15 protein-coding genes and 1 other RNA gene are annotated in these 16,471 nt (G+C 38.6%); 10 read left to right on the top strand and 6 right to left on the bottom strand.

Going from position 1 to position 16,471, the window contains the following annotated elements; genetic code table 11:
- Positions 1–4: 4 nt before the first annotated feature.
- The 3 genes from KO534_RS21535 to KO534_RS21545 are packed head-to-tail and all read right to left on the bottom strand — an operon-like array spanning position 5 to position 1,873.
- Positions 5–889 (bottom strand): cation diffusion facilitator family transporter, encoded by an 885-nt coding sequence (locus KO534_RS21535; protein ID WP_215933213.1) that lies wholly within the window; start codon positions 887–889, stop codon positions 5–7.
- A complete protein-coding gene (locus KO534_RS21540; RefSeq protein ID WP_215933215.1) occupies positions 882–1,241 on the bottom strand; it encodes a DUF3703 domain-containing protein in 360 nt (119 codons plus the stop codon). The genes KO534_RS21535 and KO534_RS21540 overlap by 8 nt, the downstream gene beginning before the upstream one ends.
- On the bottom strand, positions 1,238–1,873 hold the full coding sequence (locus KO534_RS21545; protein ID WP_215933217.1) for a cation transporter: 636 nt from the start codon (positions 1,871–1,873) through the stop codon (positions 1,238–1,240). Before KO534_RS21545 ends, KO534_RS21540 begins: the two co-directional genes overlap by 4 nt.
- Before the next feature lie 81 nt (positions 1,874–1,954).
- On the opposite strand from KO534_RS21545, the gene cadR reads away from it, so the two are divergent.
- A complete protein-coding gene (cadR, locus tag KO534_RS21550) occupies positions 1,955–2,344 on the top strand; it encodes a Cd(II)/Pb(II)-responsive transcriptional regulator (RefSeq protein WP_215933219.1) in 390 nt (129 codons plus the stop codon).
- Between the two features lie 935 nt (positions 2,345–3,279).
- Positions 3,280–6,102 carry a leucine-rich repeat domain-containing protein gene (locus KO534_RS21555; protein WP_215933221.1) on the top strand — a complete coding sequence of 941 codons (2,823 nt, stop codon included), beginning with the start codon at positions 3,280–3,282 and terminating at the stop codon, positions 6,100–6,102.
- A gap of 418 nt (positions 6,103–6,520) precedes the next feature.
- On the opposite strand, the gene KO534_RS21560 is transcribed toward KO534_RS21555, so the two are convergent.
- A complete protein-coding gene (locus tag KO534_RS21560; RefSeq protein ID WP_215933223.1) occupies positions 6,521–7,195 on the bottom strand; it encodes a recombinase family protein in 675 nt (224 codons plus the stop codon).
- Between the two features lie 182 nt (positions 7,196–7,377).
- Here KO534_RS21560 and KO534_RS23820 point away from each other — a divergent pair, with 182 nt between their 5' ends.
- The 7 genes from KO534_RS23820 to KO534_RS21595 all read left to right on the top strand — a co-directional run bounded on the left by KO534_RS23820 (position 7,378) and on the right by KO534_RS21595 (position 12,487).
- Complete coding sequence (locus tag KO534_RS23820; protein ID WP_215933225.1) at positions 7,378–7,485, top strand: helix-turn-helix domain-containing protein; 108 nt, start codon at positions 7,378–7,380, stop codon at positions 7,483–7,485.
- Between the two features lie 656 nt (positions 7,486–8,141).
- Positions 8,142–8,588 carry a GNAT family N-acetyltransferase gene (locus KO534_RS21570; protein ID WP_215933227.1) on the top strand — a complete coding sequence of 149 codons (447 nt, stop codon included), beginning with the start codon at positions 8,142–8,144 and terminating at the stop codon, positions 8,586–8,588.
- Positions 8,589–8,705: 117 nt separating this feature from the next.
- Positions 8,706–9,980 carry a hypothetical protein gene (locus KO534_RS21575; protein WP_215933229.1) on the top strand — a complete coding sequence of 425 codons (1,275 nt, stop codon included), beginning with the start codon at positions 8,706–8,708 and terminating at the stop codon, positions 9,978–9,980.
- A 67-nt stretch (positions 9,981–10,047) separates the two neighbouring features.
- Entirely contained in the window at positions 10,048–10,917 is an 870-nt protein-coding gene (locus KO534_RS21580) for a DUF4238 domain-containing protein (RefSeq protein WP_215933231.1), read from the top strand.
- A gap of 34 nt (positions 10,918–10,951) precedes the next feature.
- A complete protein-coding gene (locus KO534_RS21585) occupies positions 10,952–11,311 on the top strand; it encodes a hypothetical protein (RefSeq protein ID WP_215933233.1) in 360 nt (119 codons plus the stop codon).
- A 48-nt stretch (positions 11,312–11,359) separates the two neighbouring features.
- Entirely contained in the window at positions 11,360–11,617 is a 258-nt protein-coding gene (locus tag KO534_RS21590; RefSeq protein ID WP_215933236.1) for a hypothetical protein, read from the top strand.
- Between the two features lie 111 nt (positions 11,618–11,728).
- Positions 11,729–12,487, top strand: coding sequence for a DUF5677 domain-containing protein (locus KO534_RS21595; protein WP_215933238.1), 759 nt, complete (start codon positions 11,729–11,731; stop codon positions 12,485–12,487).
- A 406-nt stretch (positions 12,488–12,893) separates the two neighbouring features.
- On the opposite strand, the gene KO534_RS21600 is transcribed toward KO534_RS21595, so the two are convergent.
- On the bottom strand, positions 12,894–14,366 hold the full coding sequence (locus tag KO534_RS21600; protein ID WP_215933240.1) for a site-specific integrase: 1,473 nt from the start codon (positions 14,364–14,366) through the stop codon (positions 12,894–12,896).
- A 291-nt stretch (positions 14,367–14,657) separates the two neighbouring features.
- Positions 14,658–15,015: a transfer-messenger RNA gene (ssrA, locus tag KO534_RS21605) on the bottom strand.
- Positions 15,016–15,171: 156 nt separating this feature from the next.
- On the opposite strand from ssrA, the gene KO534_RS21610 reads away from it, so the two are divergent.
- Positions 15,172–16,413: an NADH:flavin oxidoreductase/NADH oxidase family protein gene (locus KO534_RS21610; protein WP_215933242.1), complete on the top strand. Its 1,242-nt coding sequence runs from the start codon at positions 15,172–15,174 to the stop codon at positions 16,411–16,413.
- Positions 16,414–16,471 lie beyond the last annotated feature (58 nt).

A 16,471-nucleotide genomic window follows, 5' to 3' on the forward strand; every position in this document is an offset into this window, starting at 1 on the left:
TACATTACTCATCACGACAATCTTCATTGGCAAATTCAATTTCAATGGTAGTGTGCACAAAATCAAACTCATCAAGGCCTTGGCGAAGTTCGTCTTTAAGTGTTCTCAACTGAGAAACCGAAACATCTTGTTGCAACTCCACATGTGCCGTCATGACGCTATGTTCACCGTCCAAAGACCAGATATGAAAATGATGTATATCCGCCACATCATCAAATGACATGAGCACTTTACGCACTTCCTCCATCTGCTTAGCATCGGGCGTGGCTTGCAAGAATAACAATAAGGTTTCTTTTAGATTTCTGACAACATTGAATAAAATGAATAAGGTGAAGCCAATAGATAAAATGGGATCTAAAATTGGCCATGGCTTAAACATCAGCACAATCGATACGATCAGCACTGCCACCCAACCTAATACATCTTCAAGCAAATGCCAGTTTAAGATACGCTCGTTTAAGGAACTCCCTTCGCTAAGTTTATACGCAGCAAATCCATTAACGGCGATGCCAAAAATTGACAGGAGTAACATGCCTTCAACTTGCGGCATTTCGGGTGCAGAAAGTCTTGGGATAGCTTCGAATAAGATCCATATTGAGCCAGTCGTTAACACTAACCCGTTGATCAATGCACCCAGAAGTGAAAAGCGTTTATAGCCATAGGAAAATGTATTGGTTGCTTCTTTATCACTGAGTTTATTTAAGCCCCAAGCAGTGCCAATGGATAAGCTATCGCCCAAATCATGCACTGCGTCGGCCATAATAGCCGTGCTGTTTGTCAGCCAGCCGCCGATAAATTCAATGATAGTGAACACGACATTCAAGAAAAATGCCCAGCCAATACGTTTTGATGCGCTGTTATCACTGTGACTGTGGTTATGATTATGCATGGTTGATTTTGTCCAATATCGCTTGATTTTCGGCACTGATTGGCAGTCGCTTAAAGGGGCTGATGTCAGTGCCACCTGTATTCCCTTTGGGTACAAGGCCGATAGCTGTTTTGGTTGCAGCACCAACTATTCTTATTACTTGTCCAAAAACGGCTCTCCAATCTTTGTTTAGAAGACCATGTCGCAGCATTTTACAATGAATTAAACAATGATAATAAGTAGAGTGCTGACCAATTACATGCGCATCCTCCAGCGCTGCAAATGCCTGCCCCTCATTATTGTTAGACATTGCATCTGAGTAATCTGTTAATTTGGAATCGATATGCGGCTTAACGGTTTTATTGTATTTCATAGTGGATCACCCGCTTTACCTTTAGATAGTTCATTATTAAGTACTTCCTGCTTGGCGTCTTTCAGGATCATCCACGCTCCGCGCAACACGGCAATCGACACTATACAGCCGATAACCAGATCCGGTACTCTGCTATCAAGCCATACCACTAGAACACCGGCGATGATGACACCCATGTTGGCAATGACATCGTTAGCTGAAAAAATCCAGCTGGCTCGCATATGTACTTCGTCGTTTTTATGATTACGAATAATCACCAAGCAAGCGACGTTTGCAATTAGTGCAATGAACCCCATTCCTATCATTAATGATGAGATAGGCTCACTGCCCAAGAATAATCTTCTCGTAATATCAATGAGAATGATCACGCCCAGCAATAGCTGAAAGTAACCACTGATTTGCGCAGCTTTGGCTTTGTGAAGTATAGATTTACCCACAGCATAAATGCCTATGCCGTATACAACCGCATCCGCTAGCATGTCCATAGAGTCTGCTATCAAAGCAGTAGAGTCAGCCAAAATACCCACGGTCATCTCAACGAAAAACATCGTCGCATTGATGCCGAGCAGCCAATACAGCACCCGTTTTTGTGAGGCATCTTTGATTTCCACTTCACAGCCGCAACCACTCATTGTTCAACTCTTATTCCCAAAACTATAGGTACAGTGTAAAGTCTATACCTAGTATAGAGTCAACAACACAAAGGCACGTTTATGAAAATAGGTGAGCTATCAAAAAAAAGTGGGTGTTCTATTCAGACGATCCGTTTTTATGAAAAACAGGGTTTGTTAGAGGCTTGCAATCGCAGTGAAGGTAACTACAGAATTTACGACGCCTCATCGTTGAGAGCACTGCGATTCATTAAACAATGTCGCTCATTAGATTTGACCATACTAGAAATTAAACAGCTGTTGAATACGAAAAACAATCCCGATAAAAGTTGTTCTAGTGTGAACAATTTGATCCAGCAACATATGGTTGAAGTCACACATCGCATTGCAGAGCTTGAGGAGCTAAAACTTACCCTATCTGAGATGGCCTCGGCATGCACAGATAATAGAAAAGTTAAAGAATGTGGGGTTTTGCAGTTGCTTGAAGAGTGACATTCATATCTATAAGTCCTGTGGTTTTATATTTGTCAACGGATTCATAGTGATACAGGCTCGACGAATTGAAATTCGATAAAGTAACCAATACACAATAAATAGCTATTATCGCTATATTGGGCTAAGCCGTCGGTCGGCAATGATAGCTTCAATGTCACGTGATCAATCATTCTTGAGCATCGAGTTAATTCAATTAACCTATACAGATTCAATATTTTAGCGGCATCTTTTTGATTCAGTACCGGACATTCAAACATGTCAGAGTGGATTTATGAGATTGACGTTGTCTCATTTGAGTATACCCCTGCGATACATTGTAAAAGTGTCTCATAAGGGTTGTTATTAATGAGAATAAGTGGCTTTGCAAATTACTCTTAGACTTTTAATAGATGCAAATCATTGTAGCCATTTTTGCTTAATGCCTAGTATGTATTACAGATCAAAAAACGTTGCATAATCTTGGGGCGGGGCGCCCATTTGCCAGCCGGTGGTAGAGTATATGAAAAGTCACCCTTAGTGCTGAAACAGTCGATTATTTCAGGATCAGCAAGTGCCGGTTCTGGTGGCAAACGAGAGCATCAAACTAGTTACTTCGTACCACTGGTATGTCCGCTTTTAGCAAAGAATCGAAGGATGAGTTTGAGCGAAAGCGGCCTGTCTAACTTTTGTTATTATTTTAATCGAAATTCAAAACTGATCCCTAAATAGTATGCTTCAGACAATGCAACCTACCCTAATTTAAATAGCCGCTGTATTTATGGTGTACAAGAAAAAAGTAACTTTTGAGTGATATTTGCATCTGTATATTTCGAATTAAATATAGTTGGGGTATCTAGTAAAATGTTTTAAAGTATAGATTATTATTTATACAAGTTGATAACTAACAACAGTCGTAATGTCAAGGAAAGATAAAATAAGATAGGGGAACGGACATGGAACGAGCTGAAAATAAATCATTCATGGCAACGCTCACTATTCAGATTGGAGCGGTAGCGGCCTACGCTGCTGGTTTTGAACCAATTGTAGATTCTGTTGCAAATGTAAGCGATAAAATGGGCATTCCTAAACTACACGTAGTTGCAATTTTTGCACTTCCGCTAATGTGGCTTCTTTTAATCAAGCTCAAAAACTTGATTAATCATTGGTTAACTAATGGCAGTTTTATTGAAGGTAAGGAATACCAAGTTGATACTTTCCGTTTGAGACCATTTGAATATTCTGCTTTGGATATCGAGAAATATAAAAACCGTTTACGTTCCGATGGCCTTGAAGTTGAGATTGCAGAATGGATTGCTAGCTCTAACGCTCCAGTATTATACCTAACTGGTAAGTCAGGATCGGGGAAAAGCTCACTTCTTGCAGCTTCCGTTTTTCCTTCTCTAAAGCAACAAGACACAAGTTTGCAGATTTGCTCCATACGAGTTTATAGCGATCCTATTGTTGATTTACAGCAAGGACTTGAAAAACTAAGTGAAGTGTCACTGACACCCAGAGAAGAATGTTGCAATGAACGTATCAAGGCGATTCTCAGATCATTAGCCCAAAGAGGGCAGGTAATAATCGCTATTGATCAATTCGAAGAACTACTAATTCTTCATAGTGAAAAGCAGCAAGAACCATTTTGGATATTAGTTAACGAACTATCTCAAAAACCAATTGAAGGAATCAAATTCCTATTTGTATGTCGTGAGGATTATTTATCCGAACTGGAGCAAGTTAGTACATTTTTGCCTCGTTTACGCTCTTTTGAAAATTGGCGACAAGTTGGGTTATTCAAAGAAAGTATGGCAAGGGCGTTTTTGACTTCAAGTGGATTAAAAATTGGTTCACGCTTAATGGAAAAATTGTTGAAAGAGGCAAGTGATGTAGAAGAAACAAAAGGACAGTATCGACCTATCATTTTAAATATGTTGGGATTGTCACTTGAACGACATATTCAACCAGCAAAACGTTTATTTCTTGGCAAGTCGTCAAGCCTTCTGCGCAACCTTGTTGAAGCGGAAGTTGGTGCGGGAGAAGATAGTTGGGGCATTCTAGCATCGATGATTACAGACAAAAGTACAAAACGAGCTTTGTCGTCAATTCAAATATCAAGGGAAAGTGGACTTTCGTGTAACACAACCAACGCAATATTAAGGAAATTAGAACTAAAAGGAATTGTAAGGCAAATCAATGAGGATGAGCAGGTTTGGGAGATATCTCATGATTTTATAGCTAGAATATTAGCGGGCTCGATTTCCACACGCCAAAACGCACTTCTACCAAAAATAAAACCATGGCTTGCACCGACTTTTAGTCTTGCTCTTTTAGGGGCGATAACGTTGCCATCCACCGAAAATGACAGAATATTAGAATTAGTGACACGTATAAATCAACATGAAAGTACGTGCGTACTCAAGAAAAACCAAAAATACCATTGTAATATTAAATTAGGATATGATGGCCTAGGAGAAACGTTGTTGAGTTCTGTAACAGAGTTAGATGAGCTTATACCCGTAACTTCTATGGTTGTTAAAAATATACATTCTAGTCAGACGATTGAAGATATTGTTCAATTATCGAATCTCACTGATTTCACGCTATTTACGGATGAAGTACTATCACTACCTGAAAGTATTGGTCAGTTGCTGAATCTCACAACACTTGATCTTCGTGGTAGTGGTATAATGTCGATACCTGAAAGTATCGGTCAATTGAAAAATCTCACTGAGGTCAGGCTTTATTCAGATGAGTTGCAATCACTGCCTGAAAGCATCGGGCAATTGACGAATCTTACAAAACTCGATCTTCGCTATAATGGTGAATTTCTTCCTGAAAGTATCGGGCAGTTAACGAACCTTACTGAGCTGGAGCTTTATATGTTTAAGTCTCTATCACTACCTGAAAGTTTCGGCCAGTTGAAGAATCTCTCTACGCTAACTCTTTATGCAAATGAATTCTCATCACCACCTGAAAATTTAGGTCAATTGACGAATCTCTCCTATCTTTACCTTAGAATTAACAAGTTAGAGTCACTACCAGAAAGTTTCGGCCAATTGAAGAATCTCACAACACTTGTTTTTAGCGGCAACAAGTTAGAGTCACTACCTGAAAGTTTCGGCCAGTTGAAGAATCTCACAACACTTGACCTTAGCAGTAACAAGTTAGAGTCATTACCCGAAAGTTTCGGTCACTTGACGAATCTCTCCGAGCTTAACCTTGACCATAACAGTTTAGAATCACTACCTGAATCTCTGAATCAGTTGAATAATCTAACAAGGCTTGACGTTCGAAATATCGGTTTAAAGTCGATACCGGAAAGTTTCGGTCAGTTGACGAGTCTCTCCGAGCTTAACCTTGGCTATAACAAGTTAGAGTCACTACCTGAAAGTTTCGGCCAGTTGAAGAATCTCACAACACTTGACCTTAGCGATAACAAGTTAGAGTCATTACCCGAAAGTTTCGGTCACTTGACGAATCTCTCAGAGCTTGACCTTAACTATAACAGTTTAGAGTCCCTACCTGAAAGCTTCGACCAGTTGGAGAAACTTACAACACTTGACCTTAGCAGCAACAATTTAAAGTCACTACCTGAAAATTTCGGTCAGTTGGTAAACCTTAGAGTGCTTGACGTAAGGTTCAACCCTTTAATACCGCTAGAAAGCATCATTCAGCTAAATAGCCTCACAGAGGTCTATATGGATGAAAATCAATCGAAATCACTTCCTGAAAGCTTGAATCATCTAAAATACAAGTTTTTTGATTTTAAACTTTAGTCTTTGAACTTTTTAATATCTAAGATGTTGATTCTTTCATAATGACCTGCGTGATTAGAGCAATTGATTCATATAAGTGATTGACTTTTCTCATGTCAAAGGAAAAGCTAATAGAGATACCTGAGGTATTCTAGGTTTCGAATTCATATTTATAGACTCTAAACTTAGTTAATGGCACAAAGGGGATCCAAATCTGAGCCAAGATCAAAAGACAGTGATTTGATTTATTGGACTTAAATTGAAGTGTTTGAAATTCATTTCAAGTGACTTCATGTAGTATTGCCCTCATTTATGAGAGGGGTTTTTTATTGAATGATAACTACCGATGTTGGCATATATCCCCCTATCAGTTTTGGTAAGCATTAATTAATAAAACTCCTAATATTTCCTTCGTAAATACCCCACATATTGAGAATGTTCATTCCTTTGAAGTAGCTAATTGATGCATTCTCTTTACTATATTGCCAACAGTGCTTGCCCAGAACATACCGCCGTTGGCTGTTTGAACATTCATTTGGTTTAATCGTTTTGCAATATCGGAGTAAGCCACCGAGGTTAAGGTCATAGGTTCAATAATTGGCCATAAATTTTGAGCAAATTGATCTGCTTGTTTACGCTTGGCTACATTGCGTTCGTTTGTTTTGGTTCTAAGGCCTCCTAAGCGAGTGCCACGGCTTTTTGCCTCGGCAAGTGCGGCCTTTGTTCGCTTACTTATGAACTCTCTCTCCTGTTCCGCCAAGGCAGCGTAAATATGAAGTTGAAAGGGGTCAGCGTGTGGCATTGTAGCTACTTTGAAATTCAGTTTTCTATCTTCCATTAACGAAGCGATGAACGATACTTTCCTGCTTAGACGGTCAAGCTTAGCCACTAAAAGTGTAGCGTCATGTTTCTTAGACAAATTGATTGCTTCGTTTAACGTAGCTCTTGCTGAATTAGCGCCTGAGTCTACTTCTATAAACTCTTCAATAACCTTGTACGGAGTTGTGCTGTAGTTATCGAGATAAAGCCGAATGTCTCGCTTCTGAGCCTCCAACCCCAAACCTGATTTACCCTGTTCTTTGGTACTCACTCGTAAATACGTAATGTATTCCATGATTATAATCTCCTATACAAGATAGCAACGGTGGTTGTGTTTTGTATGCTTTAAGTCAACTATAAGTATCGGTAGCTGTGGCGTCAATGGATAAACCTGAAGAAAAGAAAGACAGCTAGCCTGTATAGCTAAAGCCAAGCAAGAGCGCCCTGAAGTCTATCAGGGGCGTAAAGTTACTTCAGATGGTGAATGAGGTAAGAGATTTATTAGGAAGAGGACTGAAGCCTGTGGAGGTCGCTAAAAAGCTGGGTATTAGTAGGGCAACTGTATACCGATACCGTTGTGGTTAAACATTACTTAAAGGGAAACAAAAGTCCTAGATATAAGCGATATCATTGATAGATACCGTGGGACAAAAAAACTCCTACACAAATGTTGTAACCTTATATTTAGTAGCTTAGACTTGATCTGAAGTTTGAAAACTAACGCTCTTGACTTCATCTGACATTCGGCACTGTGCCAATGCAGATCTTTGCCATTGGCTTTGTAGTCGTAATGAGTTTCAATAAATCGGACTTTGAATTAACTGACTCGCCAACTAGTTTCTACCTAAATTGACTGTATACAAAATCAGGGATAATGAGATTTAGTAAAAATGTCAATTGCGCTTCCTATTATATAATTCTGATTGGTCTCACTTTCTTTTTCTCAAAAACAATAAGTTATTAATTTAAGAATGGAAAATATTTTTCACATAGTTTTTAATGGGAAGCAGAAAAGTTTCGTTAAAGTCAGGTCTCGTTTTGCTTTTGTAACTCTTTAAGGTTTTGATTGCAGGATAGTAAAAAATACTTAATAAAACCAAAAAGTAAGTTCTGTAAATGACGGAAGTAAAAATCAGATCGAGTAGTTATATATACGACATGCTCGATAATAAGCGTTATGTTTTTGGCGATGATTTATGACTAAGATTCAAAAGTTTGATTGTTTATCCATAAGGAGCAGTATGACTCAATTATCCAATATTATGCATAAAGAACATGATGGTTTTTTCTATGTGTATTTCGAAAACTACGATGATGATTGTAATTGCAAGTGGAGAAAAAATTCTGAGAATGAAAACGTTTATAATATCGAGCGTGTAGATATATTATCTGAATTTCGTAGAAAAGGATTCGCTCGAGTATTACTAACGGATGCAATTAAACGTATTGCAGTAGAGTGTCCCCAAGCTTGCATAGAGATCTTAGCAAAGCCAGAAGAAGATAGCGGGGTAACTGTGGAAAATCTTGTAGCTTTCTATGAATCTCTTGGTTTTGAAAAGCATTTAGATTTGAAAACTTATGTTAACCTCCGTCTGTATTTGGATGATTCTGCGAAGCCGGACATAGTGTACGATTATCCATTATATTTCAAATACGTTATTTCTAACAAAGACATAACAAGCAATTAAACAAGGACAAAAAACAGTTGGCTTTTGTTCCTTCGTCACTATTTTAGCCAACATTTTTTTGTCTATTAATGTGGGCGTTAGGGCTATTAACCAATATCGAGTGGGCTGAAAGTACATATGGAAAATGACGGAAAAATCATAGAGAAGTTGAATTTACATCATATTGGTTCGTTTCAACTCACATTGTTGGATAGAAAAGAATCGATTGAAGAAACAATTGAGCTTTTGAAAGTTGAAGATAGCTACAATACAAATGTTAATTTATTCGATAGAACAACACATTTGTATCGAACGTCTCAAGAAGCACTTAACCCATTGAGAGAAAGCATGATAAGAAATTCTTGCTTTACTCATGTAGAGATATTACATAAATCATCATCGTTAGGTTTACCTTACCAAATATTTGCTAAGCACAAAAGTGGACAAGAATTGTTCTTTGATGGTTTATCGTATCGTATAAAAACGGAAATACACAAGGACAAATTCAAACTCAGTGACGTTAGTAAGTTAGCTGGATATCCAAATAGAGAAGATAATGTTGTACGTGATCTTGAGACATCACTTAGGGAAGTTCTACCCAGTCTCCCTGAAATGTCCTATTCAATGTATTCTTTTTATACGAGTTTTGTAGATAACTGGAAAGCTCTCGGTTTTACAAAAGATGGAGATGCTCAATTACATGTCTCTGTGAACGATCCTAATATTGTTACTGTTACAGGCTTAGTACATTCAAAAGTTGGGAAGGAATATAACCTATTTATTGGAGATGAAAATGTTATTCTTGAAATGAATAGTCATCACCTATTTTACGTCAGAGAGTATGAGAGATTTTCAAATCATATAGATCATTTAAGAGGGAAAATTGAAACAGCATCTTTATGCGCTTCAGATACGATGTACGAAATTACAAAATCATTTGTAAAATTTGTACCAAAATATATTTCTTGGAATAAATCAAAATCCCAAATAAGAGAAATGTACAATATCAAAAAGAAAATATCGAAATACAACCTTCTCTCAGAAACACTGAAAAAAATTGTAAGTAATAATTGGGCATCGAGAAACTCCCCAAAGCAAATTTCGCTCGAAGGAGAGTTAGATAATGAATGGATGCAATCGTACTGGTGTACAAATTTCTTTCACGTAGAAATGGATAATGGTGAAATAAGTAAGCTTGATACTAATCCGTTGAAGCCACTATTTACTTATTCTGTGGATGAGGTGTCAGGTAAAGTAGAGCTTTTGAATAAAGAAGTTGCTAGCACACTAAGTGAAATACGAGATTTATTGTCTGCAACCCAGACCGAATTTTCTATGTATGCTGTTTGGCTAGCATTTGGTGCAGTTATAGTTTCAATTTTAATTGGCACAATTAGCAGTGTTGCAATATAGTCCTAACAAGAAAATCCAGGTGACGTCTGCGGCGCACCTGCTTTAGGCGTTAGTGCTCGGAGGCACAGTGGGAAGAAAGGCAAAGCACCATTATATTCCTAAGTGTTACTTAAAAGGATTCACAGATGGAGGTGAATATTCATCTTCATTTTGGTGCATTCCAATTAACAACGATACTCCGTTCAAAACAAGCCCAAATGATTCTTGCGCTACACGAGATTATTACTCAGTGGAGCATATTGATTCTCTAATAGTTGAGAACTTTTACGCGGAACAGATCGAACCAAAGATAAGTGCTGCGATTAGAGCCATAGAAGAACATAAATCTCTACCTACGAAGCAAGGCATGCATAATCTTATCTTGCTATTAGCAACGCTATATTTGCGGGTGCCCTCGTTTAGATCTACTTTAGAAGCTCCGAGAAAAAGAACTAAAGAAATTATAGATAGTATCAGTGAAGACGTTCCTATCTCTAATCGAAGTGAGTTCGAGTACAGTCAAACCGACCTAATAATGACTGAACTAGACCTCATTAGTACCGTTCAGGAGTGTCTTGCAAATAAGTATTATCAATTGTACATTATTGAAGAATCTGATCAAAATGTGATTACTTCGGATAGGCCATTCTTGTTAAGTCACCCTAAGGCTGGCAAAGGCTTCTATTTTGGGCTGAATACACCGAATGTTGAGATCACAGTACCAATCACGAAAAGAGCTGTATTACTGGCCAGAAACGAGCCATTTCATGAGGGTAGCTACATTGCCAGCAAGGAGTTTATTGGGCTTACTAATACCAAACTGATTCTATCAGCAAATAGATTCTTTTATTCAAACGCCGAAGAGATCATGCTGGTCGATAATGATATTAGCGTTTATAAACACAAAATAAGCACTAACAAATCAATGCGGCCAACCGTTAACGCGTCGGCTGATTGAGGCACTATGTTTAAACCTGTTCGAGTGCTCATAAATGATTTTTGATGAACAAAACACGGCTTTTCTGAGCAATAAGCTATGTATTAGTATTACCGAATTTGAAGCCTACCTTTCTGAACGTTTTGGCTCTAAATCTCAATGTTTCAATGCTCTAGTTAGCTTCTTAATTAAAGGTGAAGCAAAGCAGAAATTACCTTATCTTGACGTGATGAATCAGTCTTTTGAATGGGATCTTCTTCGTAACAGAGCATTCGAATATATCCGTGCCTCTTTTACGATTAATGATGATCAAGAAGATTATTTATACGAGACTATATGTTATTTCTGCTGGTATTATTCAGGTGGTTTAAAAGAGCTTTTTAAACATAGACAAGCCGATAATGAGGGACCGTGAATTTATCTAAGAGAGCGTATTACTAATACTGAAGTGATTGATTCGCACTTGCCAACTTCAGTTACCGCATATAGAGGTATGAGTGTTGAAGAGCTAGATTCAAATTCTTTTGGTATGTCTTGGACTTTATGTAAAAGCAAAGCAGAAGAGTTTGCATTTTCGGTTTACTCGGGCAAACCAAGAGGCTTAGTGGTTTGCTCGCAAATCGAAAGGGATAGAATTTTGTATTATGATCCCGAAGATAATGAGAAAGAAGTTGTCGTTGCCAATGGCACAATTACAAATGGAAATGTAGTAGCTAATTAAACATTACAAGAAATTGAATAAGAACAAAAAGCAGTTGGTTTTTGCTCCTTCTTCGCTTATTTTAACCAACTATTTTTTGCATGTTAATTAGGCTTAACACATCAGGTATACATGAGCGTCTATAGACAGATTTATAAGAAGTATAGGGTCACATTAGATAAGTGTATAACCTCATCTCAAAATAAAGCCGGAATCCCTTCGCCAACTTCATCACACTATTATGCATCACTAATTTTTACAAAGCTGTGCACAAGTGGGGTATCACTTCTTTCTATCTGTCCGCCACCTAAAAAGATTGGCAAGAACGCTCACTGGGATTGCGCATCCGCGGCAACGTTAACAAGAGCAATCGTTGAAGCATATTTGGTTTTTTTCTACCTATGTATAGAAGATTGTGAACCAAATGAATGGCAAGCTCGTTGGCGGCTACTTAACCTTCATGATCATATGTCAAGACTAAAAATGTTTAAAGCAATGGATGATTCTGGCGGTCAGGTTGCACTTTTTGAGGCCAATACAGATGAAGTTCGCTCTGATCTAGAAAAAACTGAATACTTCCAAGGTATCCCTGAAAAACAAAGAAAGCATTATCTCAAAGGAAATAATGCCTTTTTTAAAAGTCAGGATGAATTAATTGAGTCCGCAGGAGGCAGTGTAGATGAATTTAGATTTCGCTATCGTTTCTTATCCAACCATGCACACTCTTACCCCATGGGATTTTATCGGATGGCGGAAAGTGGTCGAGGCACAGGCGTAGAGTCAGAAGGTGAAATTGGATATACTGGGTTGTGTCTCTTGTGGGCGACCGAATGCCTAGAAAAAGCTCAATCTGAATTAACTAAGAAATGGGCTAGACATGGTGCCAAATGAATTGTGTACCAAGTCAACCAAAGTACGCCGAATCAAATTAATGTAGAGCTCGTTCGTGTTCGCTATAATCTATGTAATGGAAACATACTTGATTACGTCAATACCGAACTAGGTGAGCATAATGCATTTTTTACACATGAGTGTTGCCGTTCTTTAGCTAACATTCTACATACAGTTTCAAAAAACTGGGCAAAAGGTTTAGGTGAATTCAAGGCAAGGTTAAACGCAAAAAAATATTAGCCTACGGTCGGTCAATAGATACTACTTATCTTTTAAACAAAAAATATGCTTAATATAAATCCTAATATCACCAATGACTGATTGAACTCACAGCTCGTATCTGTCAGTGAGATCAAGTCCGAATTTTCAAGTGCAAGATTGAGTAAGAGGTAGTAAGATCTCTCTGTTATTTGTAATTTATGTCACTCAAATTAACCCCAAAGTCGATTGCATCAACAAAAGTCTTTAATCGAGCGATGTTAACCCCACTGTGGTTGTATATTTTATTTCTCACACCTTCTTGCTCATGGCCTGTTATGTAGTGCCGTTCAGAGTCATTCAAAACGCTTCCATTAAGTTCAGTTTTATCTATGTTGGTCACAAATCCATGCCTGAATGAATGGAATGAAACGCTCTGCTTTCCATCATCTGACCGCTTTTCAAGTCCAATGTATTTTAAGAATCGCTCATTAAACCACTTAGATGCGTAATCACCCAGTCCTTTCTTTTTACCGAGTGTTAGTTCTGGAAAGAGAATGTCGTCGTCATTTAATTTTTCAACATATCGAAGCAAACCTATTTCAATTAGTTGGCCAGATATCGGAATAAGTCGACATGAAGACTTATTTTTCTTGGATTTACTGTGTTCTGAGCCAATTCGCGTTTTAGAGTTCCAATTCTCATTCACATCAAAAACCCAAATACCGTCAACTTGCTTAATGTCGGCTTTTTCTAGACCAACAATTTCCGCTATTCTCATTCCGGAATGCAGAGCTATTAAAGGGAGCCAAAACTGGTGGTTTTGAATCTTACGTTTGCTTTTCTCAACTGGCTTATAAATATATGAGTTAAAAATTAGGTTTAGTTGATCTGTGGAGAACGGCACTCTTTCAATAGAGTCGGTTACGTTTTTTGGCTTTCTAAGCGCTGGTATGCGACTGTAATCTTGAGTGGTGGCATGTCTATCAAAACACCATTTAAGAAACGCTTTAACACCGTTGAAGTGCTTCTCAACACCTAAACCAGTTAACTTTTTGCCGGTATTTTCTTTAGCACACTTAACCCATAAGTCAGAGAGTTCCTGACTATTAGTAGGCACCTCAGTAGCTATAAAATTACTAAATTTAAAATTAGGTGCAATATTGCATATCACATAACAATATTCTTCAATGTCGTCACTACAGAGGCTTTCACTTTCAGTTTCATATCCTATTACTTCAACGAATCGCGTAAGATTGCTTTTGAGTTGAATAAATGTTCTAGGTTTCACTTCAGCTTCTTTAGCGGTTAAATATTTACGTAAAAGCTCATGAAACGGCTTGTTATTGCTGGTGGCTTTAACAGGCAGAGAAGGGGGAGGTATAGTGGCAGTAGCGTTTAGCGCGTCGAGAGCGGTAACAAGAGTTTGATTTGTTCTCTCCATTTTTGCACTTCGTTCAGTCACTTCTTTAACCCTTGATTGTAGTTGATGAAGTTGTGACTGAGATTCGACGTTTTGCTCTAATAGAGAGTTCACAAATTGTTTAAGTTGGCGCTGTGCTAATGCTGTTTGCCAGTGTTTTGGATTTTCTTCAGCTTCTTTGGTTAGGTTCCCAATAAGCTCATTAAGCTTTCCAGATACCTGATACTTTAATTGTTCCGCAATGCTTTCGTTATTCATATTTCTACTATCAAAAAGTGTGTCTCTTAAAACAGGACAGATATAATTATAAAGAAGTACGGCTAATTCAAACGACTTTGTGCGTAAAGAAAACCGAATTTCTTTTCTACCTTTTATATTTATAGATTTAGATACTGGGTAGATGAAACGCAGATAGTAAGTTTTATTGCGGTTAAGAAGCAAGTGTGGGAGGTTGGTTAGCATTGTGTGACACCTTTGTGTGACACATACCGAAGCTTCACTTGGAGAGTTGGCCTAACTCATTGATTTTTCAATGAATTAGGCCTTTTTTGGTGGAGCTGGCGGGAGTTGAACCCGCGTCCAAAAAACGTCAACCGTCGGTACTACATGCTTATTTTGTCTTTTATTTAACTACGTGGAACTCCGACAAACAGGATTTCGTTGCAGCTGGCCTAATACTATTTCGCGGTTCACCCTTAGACAAGGTTCCCTCGCTATTCTGCTGGGATGACCTTCCGAACCTCTACTAGCAGAAAAAGTATGAGTGGAAGGGCTTAGCCGGTTATTAAGCGGCTAGAGCGTAGTTTTCGTCGTTTGCGACTATTTAAATGCGGCTTTTTACGAGGCAAACCGCTCCTCGACATGCACCTAAAGCGTCTAGAGTCTTGTCGAATCCAAAATCAGCCCCAAGTTGTTGATTGCAAACCATCAACAGCCGTATTCTAGCATAGGCTTGTTAGCAGTGAATACATTGTTTTGGGAAAAATTATTAGAAAGCTTGTGTACCCGCTAATTAACCCAATATATCGATTACAAATCATACACATCGGTTAATTAACCTCTAATGACAGACTCAATTTTTACTCCATTCAACCTTCCTAATGGTCAAGTTCTAAAAAACCGTTTAGTCAAAGCGGCTATGGAAGAAAACTTAGCTACGTCTGAAAATTTGCCTGGAACCGAACTCAAACGTTTATATCAAGCATGGGCACAAGGTGGCGCGGGGTTAATCATTACGGGTAATGTTATGGTCGATCACTTGGCAATGACAGGTCCCGGTGGTGTTGTTTTAGAGCACAATACTGATTTGTCGCCTTTTATTGAATGGGCAAAGTTGTCGCAGGCCAATGACGCTAAAATTTGGATGCAAATAAACCATCCCGGACGCCAAGTATTTAAAAAAATGGGAGGTAAGGTGTTATCGCCTTCTAACGTGGCGTTGGATATGGGTAAACATTCGGCAATGTTTTCGGTGCCTAAACCTATGGAAGAGTCTGAAATTCACGATGTTATTCAAAGGTTTACTAGTACCGCGGTTCGAGCTGAAGAGGCTGGGTTTGATGGTGTAGAAATTCATGCAGCGCACGGTTATTTGCTTGCACAATTTTTATCGCCACTGACAAATAAAAGGCAGGACCAATGGGGCGGAAGTCTAGAAAATCGAGCTCGTTTATTGCTTGAAGTTGTCAAGTCAATCAAAGCTTCGTGTAGTCGGCAGTTTGCTGTTGCAGTAAAACTTAATTCCGCTGACTTTCAACGTGGCGGGTTTGATGTCGAAGATGCAGAGCAAGTTGTAAAAATGTTAGGTGAGTTAAAAATTGACTTGGTAGAGTTGTCGGGCGGAAGTTATGAAGCGCCGGCTATGCAAGGTCGTTCAGCTGATGATCGGACGTTAGCCAGAGAAGCGTATTTCTTAGAGTTTGCTAGCAAAATTGCACAAAATGTATCTGTGCCAATTATGACCACCGGAGGGGTGCGACGCTTTGATGTGGCTGAACAAGTTGTTGAAAGCGGTGTGCACTTAGTGGGCATGGCTAGTGCATTAGCGTTAACTCCTGACTTGCCTAATCAATGGCAGCAGGACTCGAGTGTAGTAGGGTATATCCCCGTGGTAAATTGGAAAGATAAAACCCTAAGTGGTTTAGCGACTATGGCCATAGTTAAACAACAATTGCGCCGTATTGGAAAGGGGAAACCATCGAAATTGCGGGTGTCGCCGCTATGGGCGTTAATTACCGATCAAGTCCGAGGGTCCAAATTAACTAAGCGTTATAGAAAACAGTATCAGGTTAATACACTAAGCTGATATTTCATGAAGTAGGGCTTAGCGACAAAGTAGGAGTTCATCCTCTTTGTCATTTGCG

Origin of the sequence: Paraglaciecola arctica, assembly GCF_018861065.1 — a bacterium.
GTDB classification, from domain to species: Bacteria; Pseudomonadota; Gammaproteobacteria; order Enterobacterales; family Alteromonadaceae; genus Paraglaciecola; species Paraglaciecola arctica_B.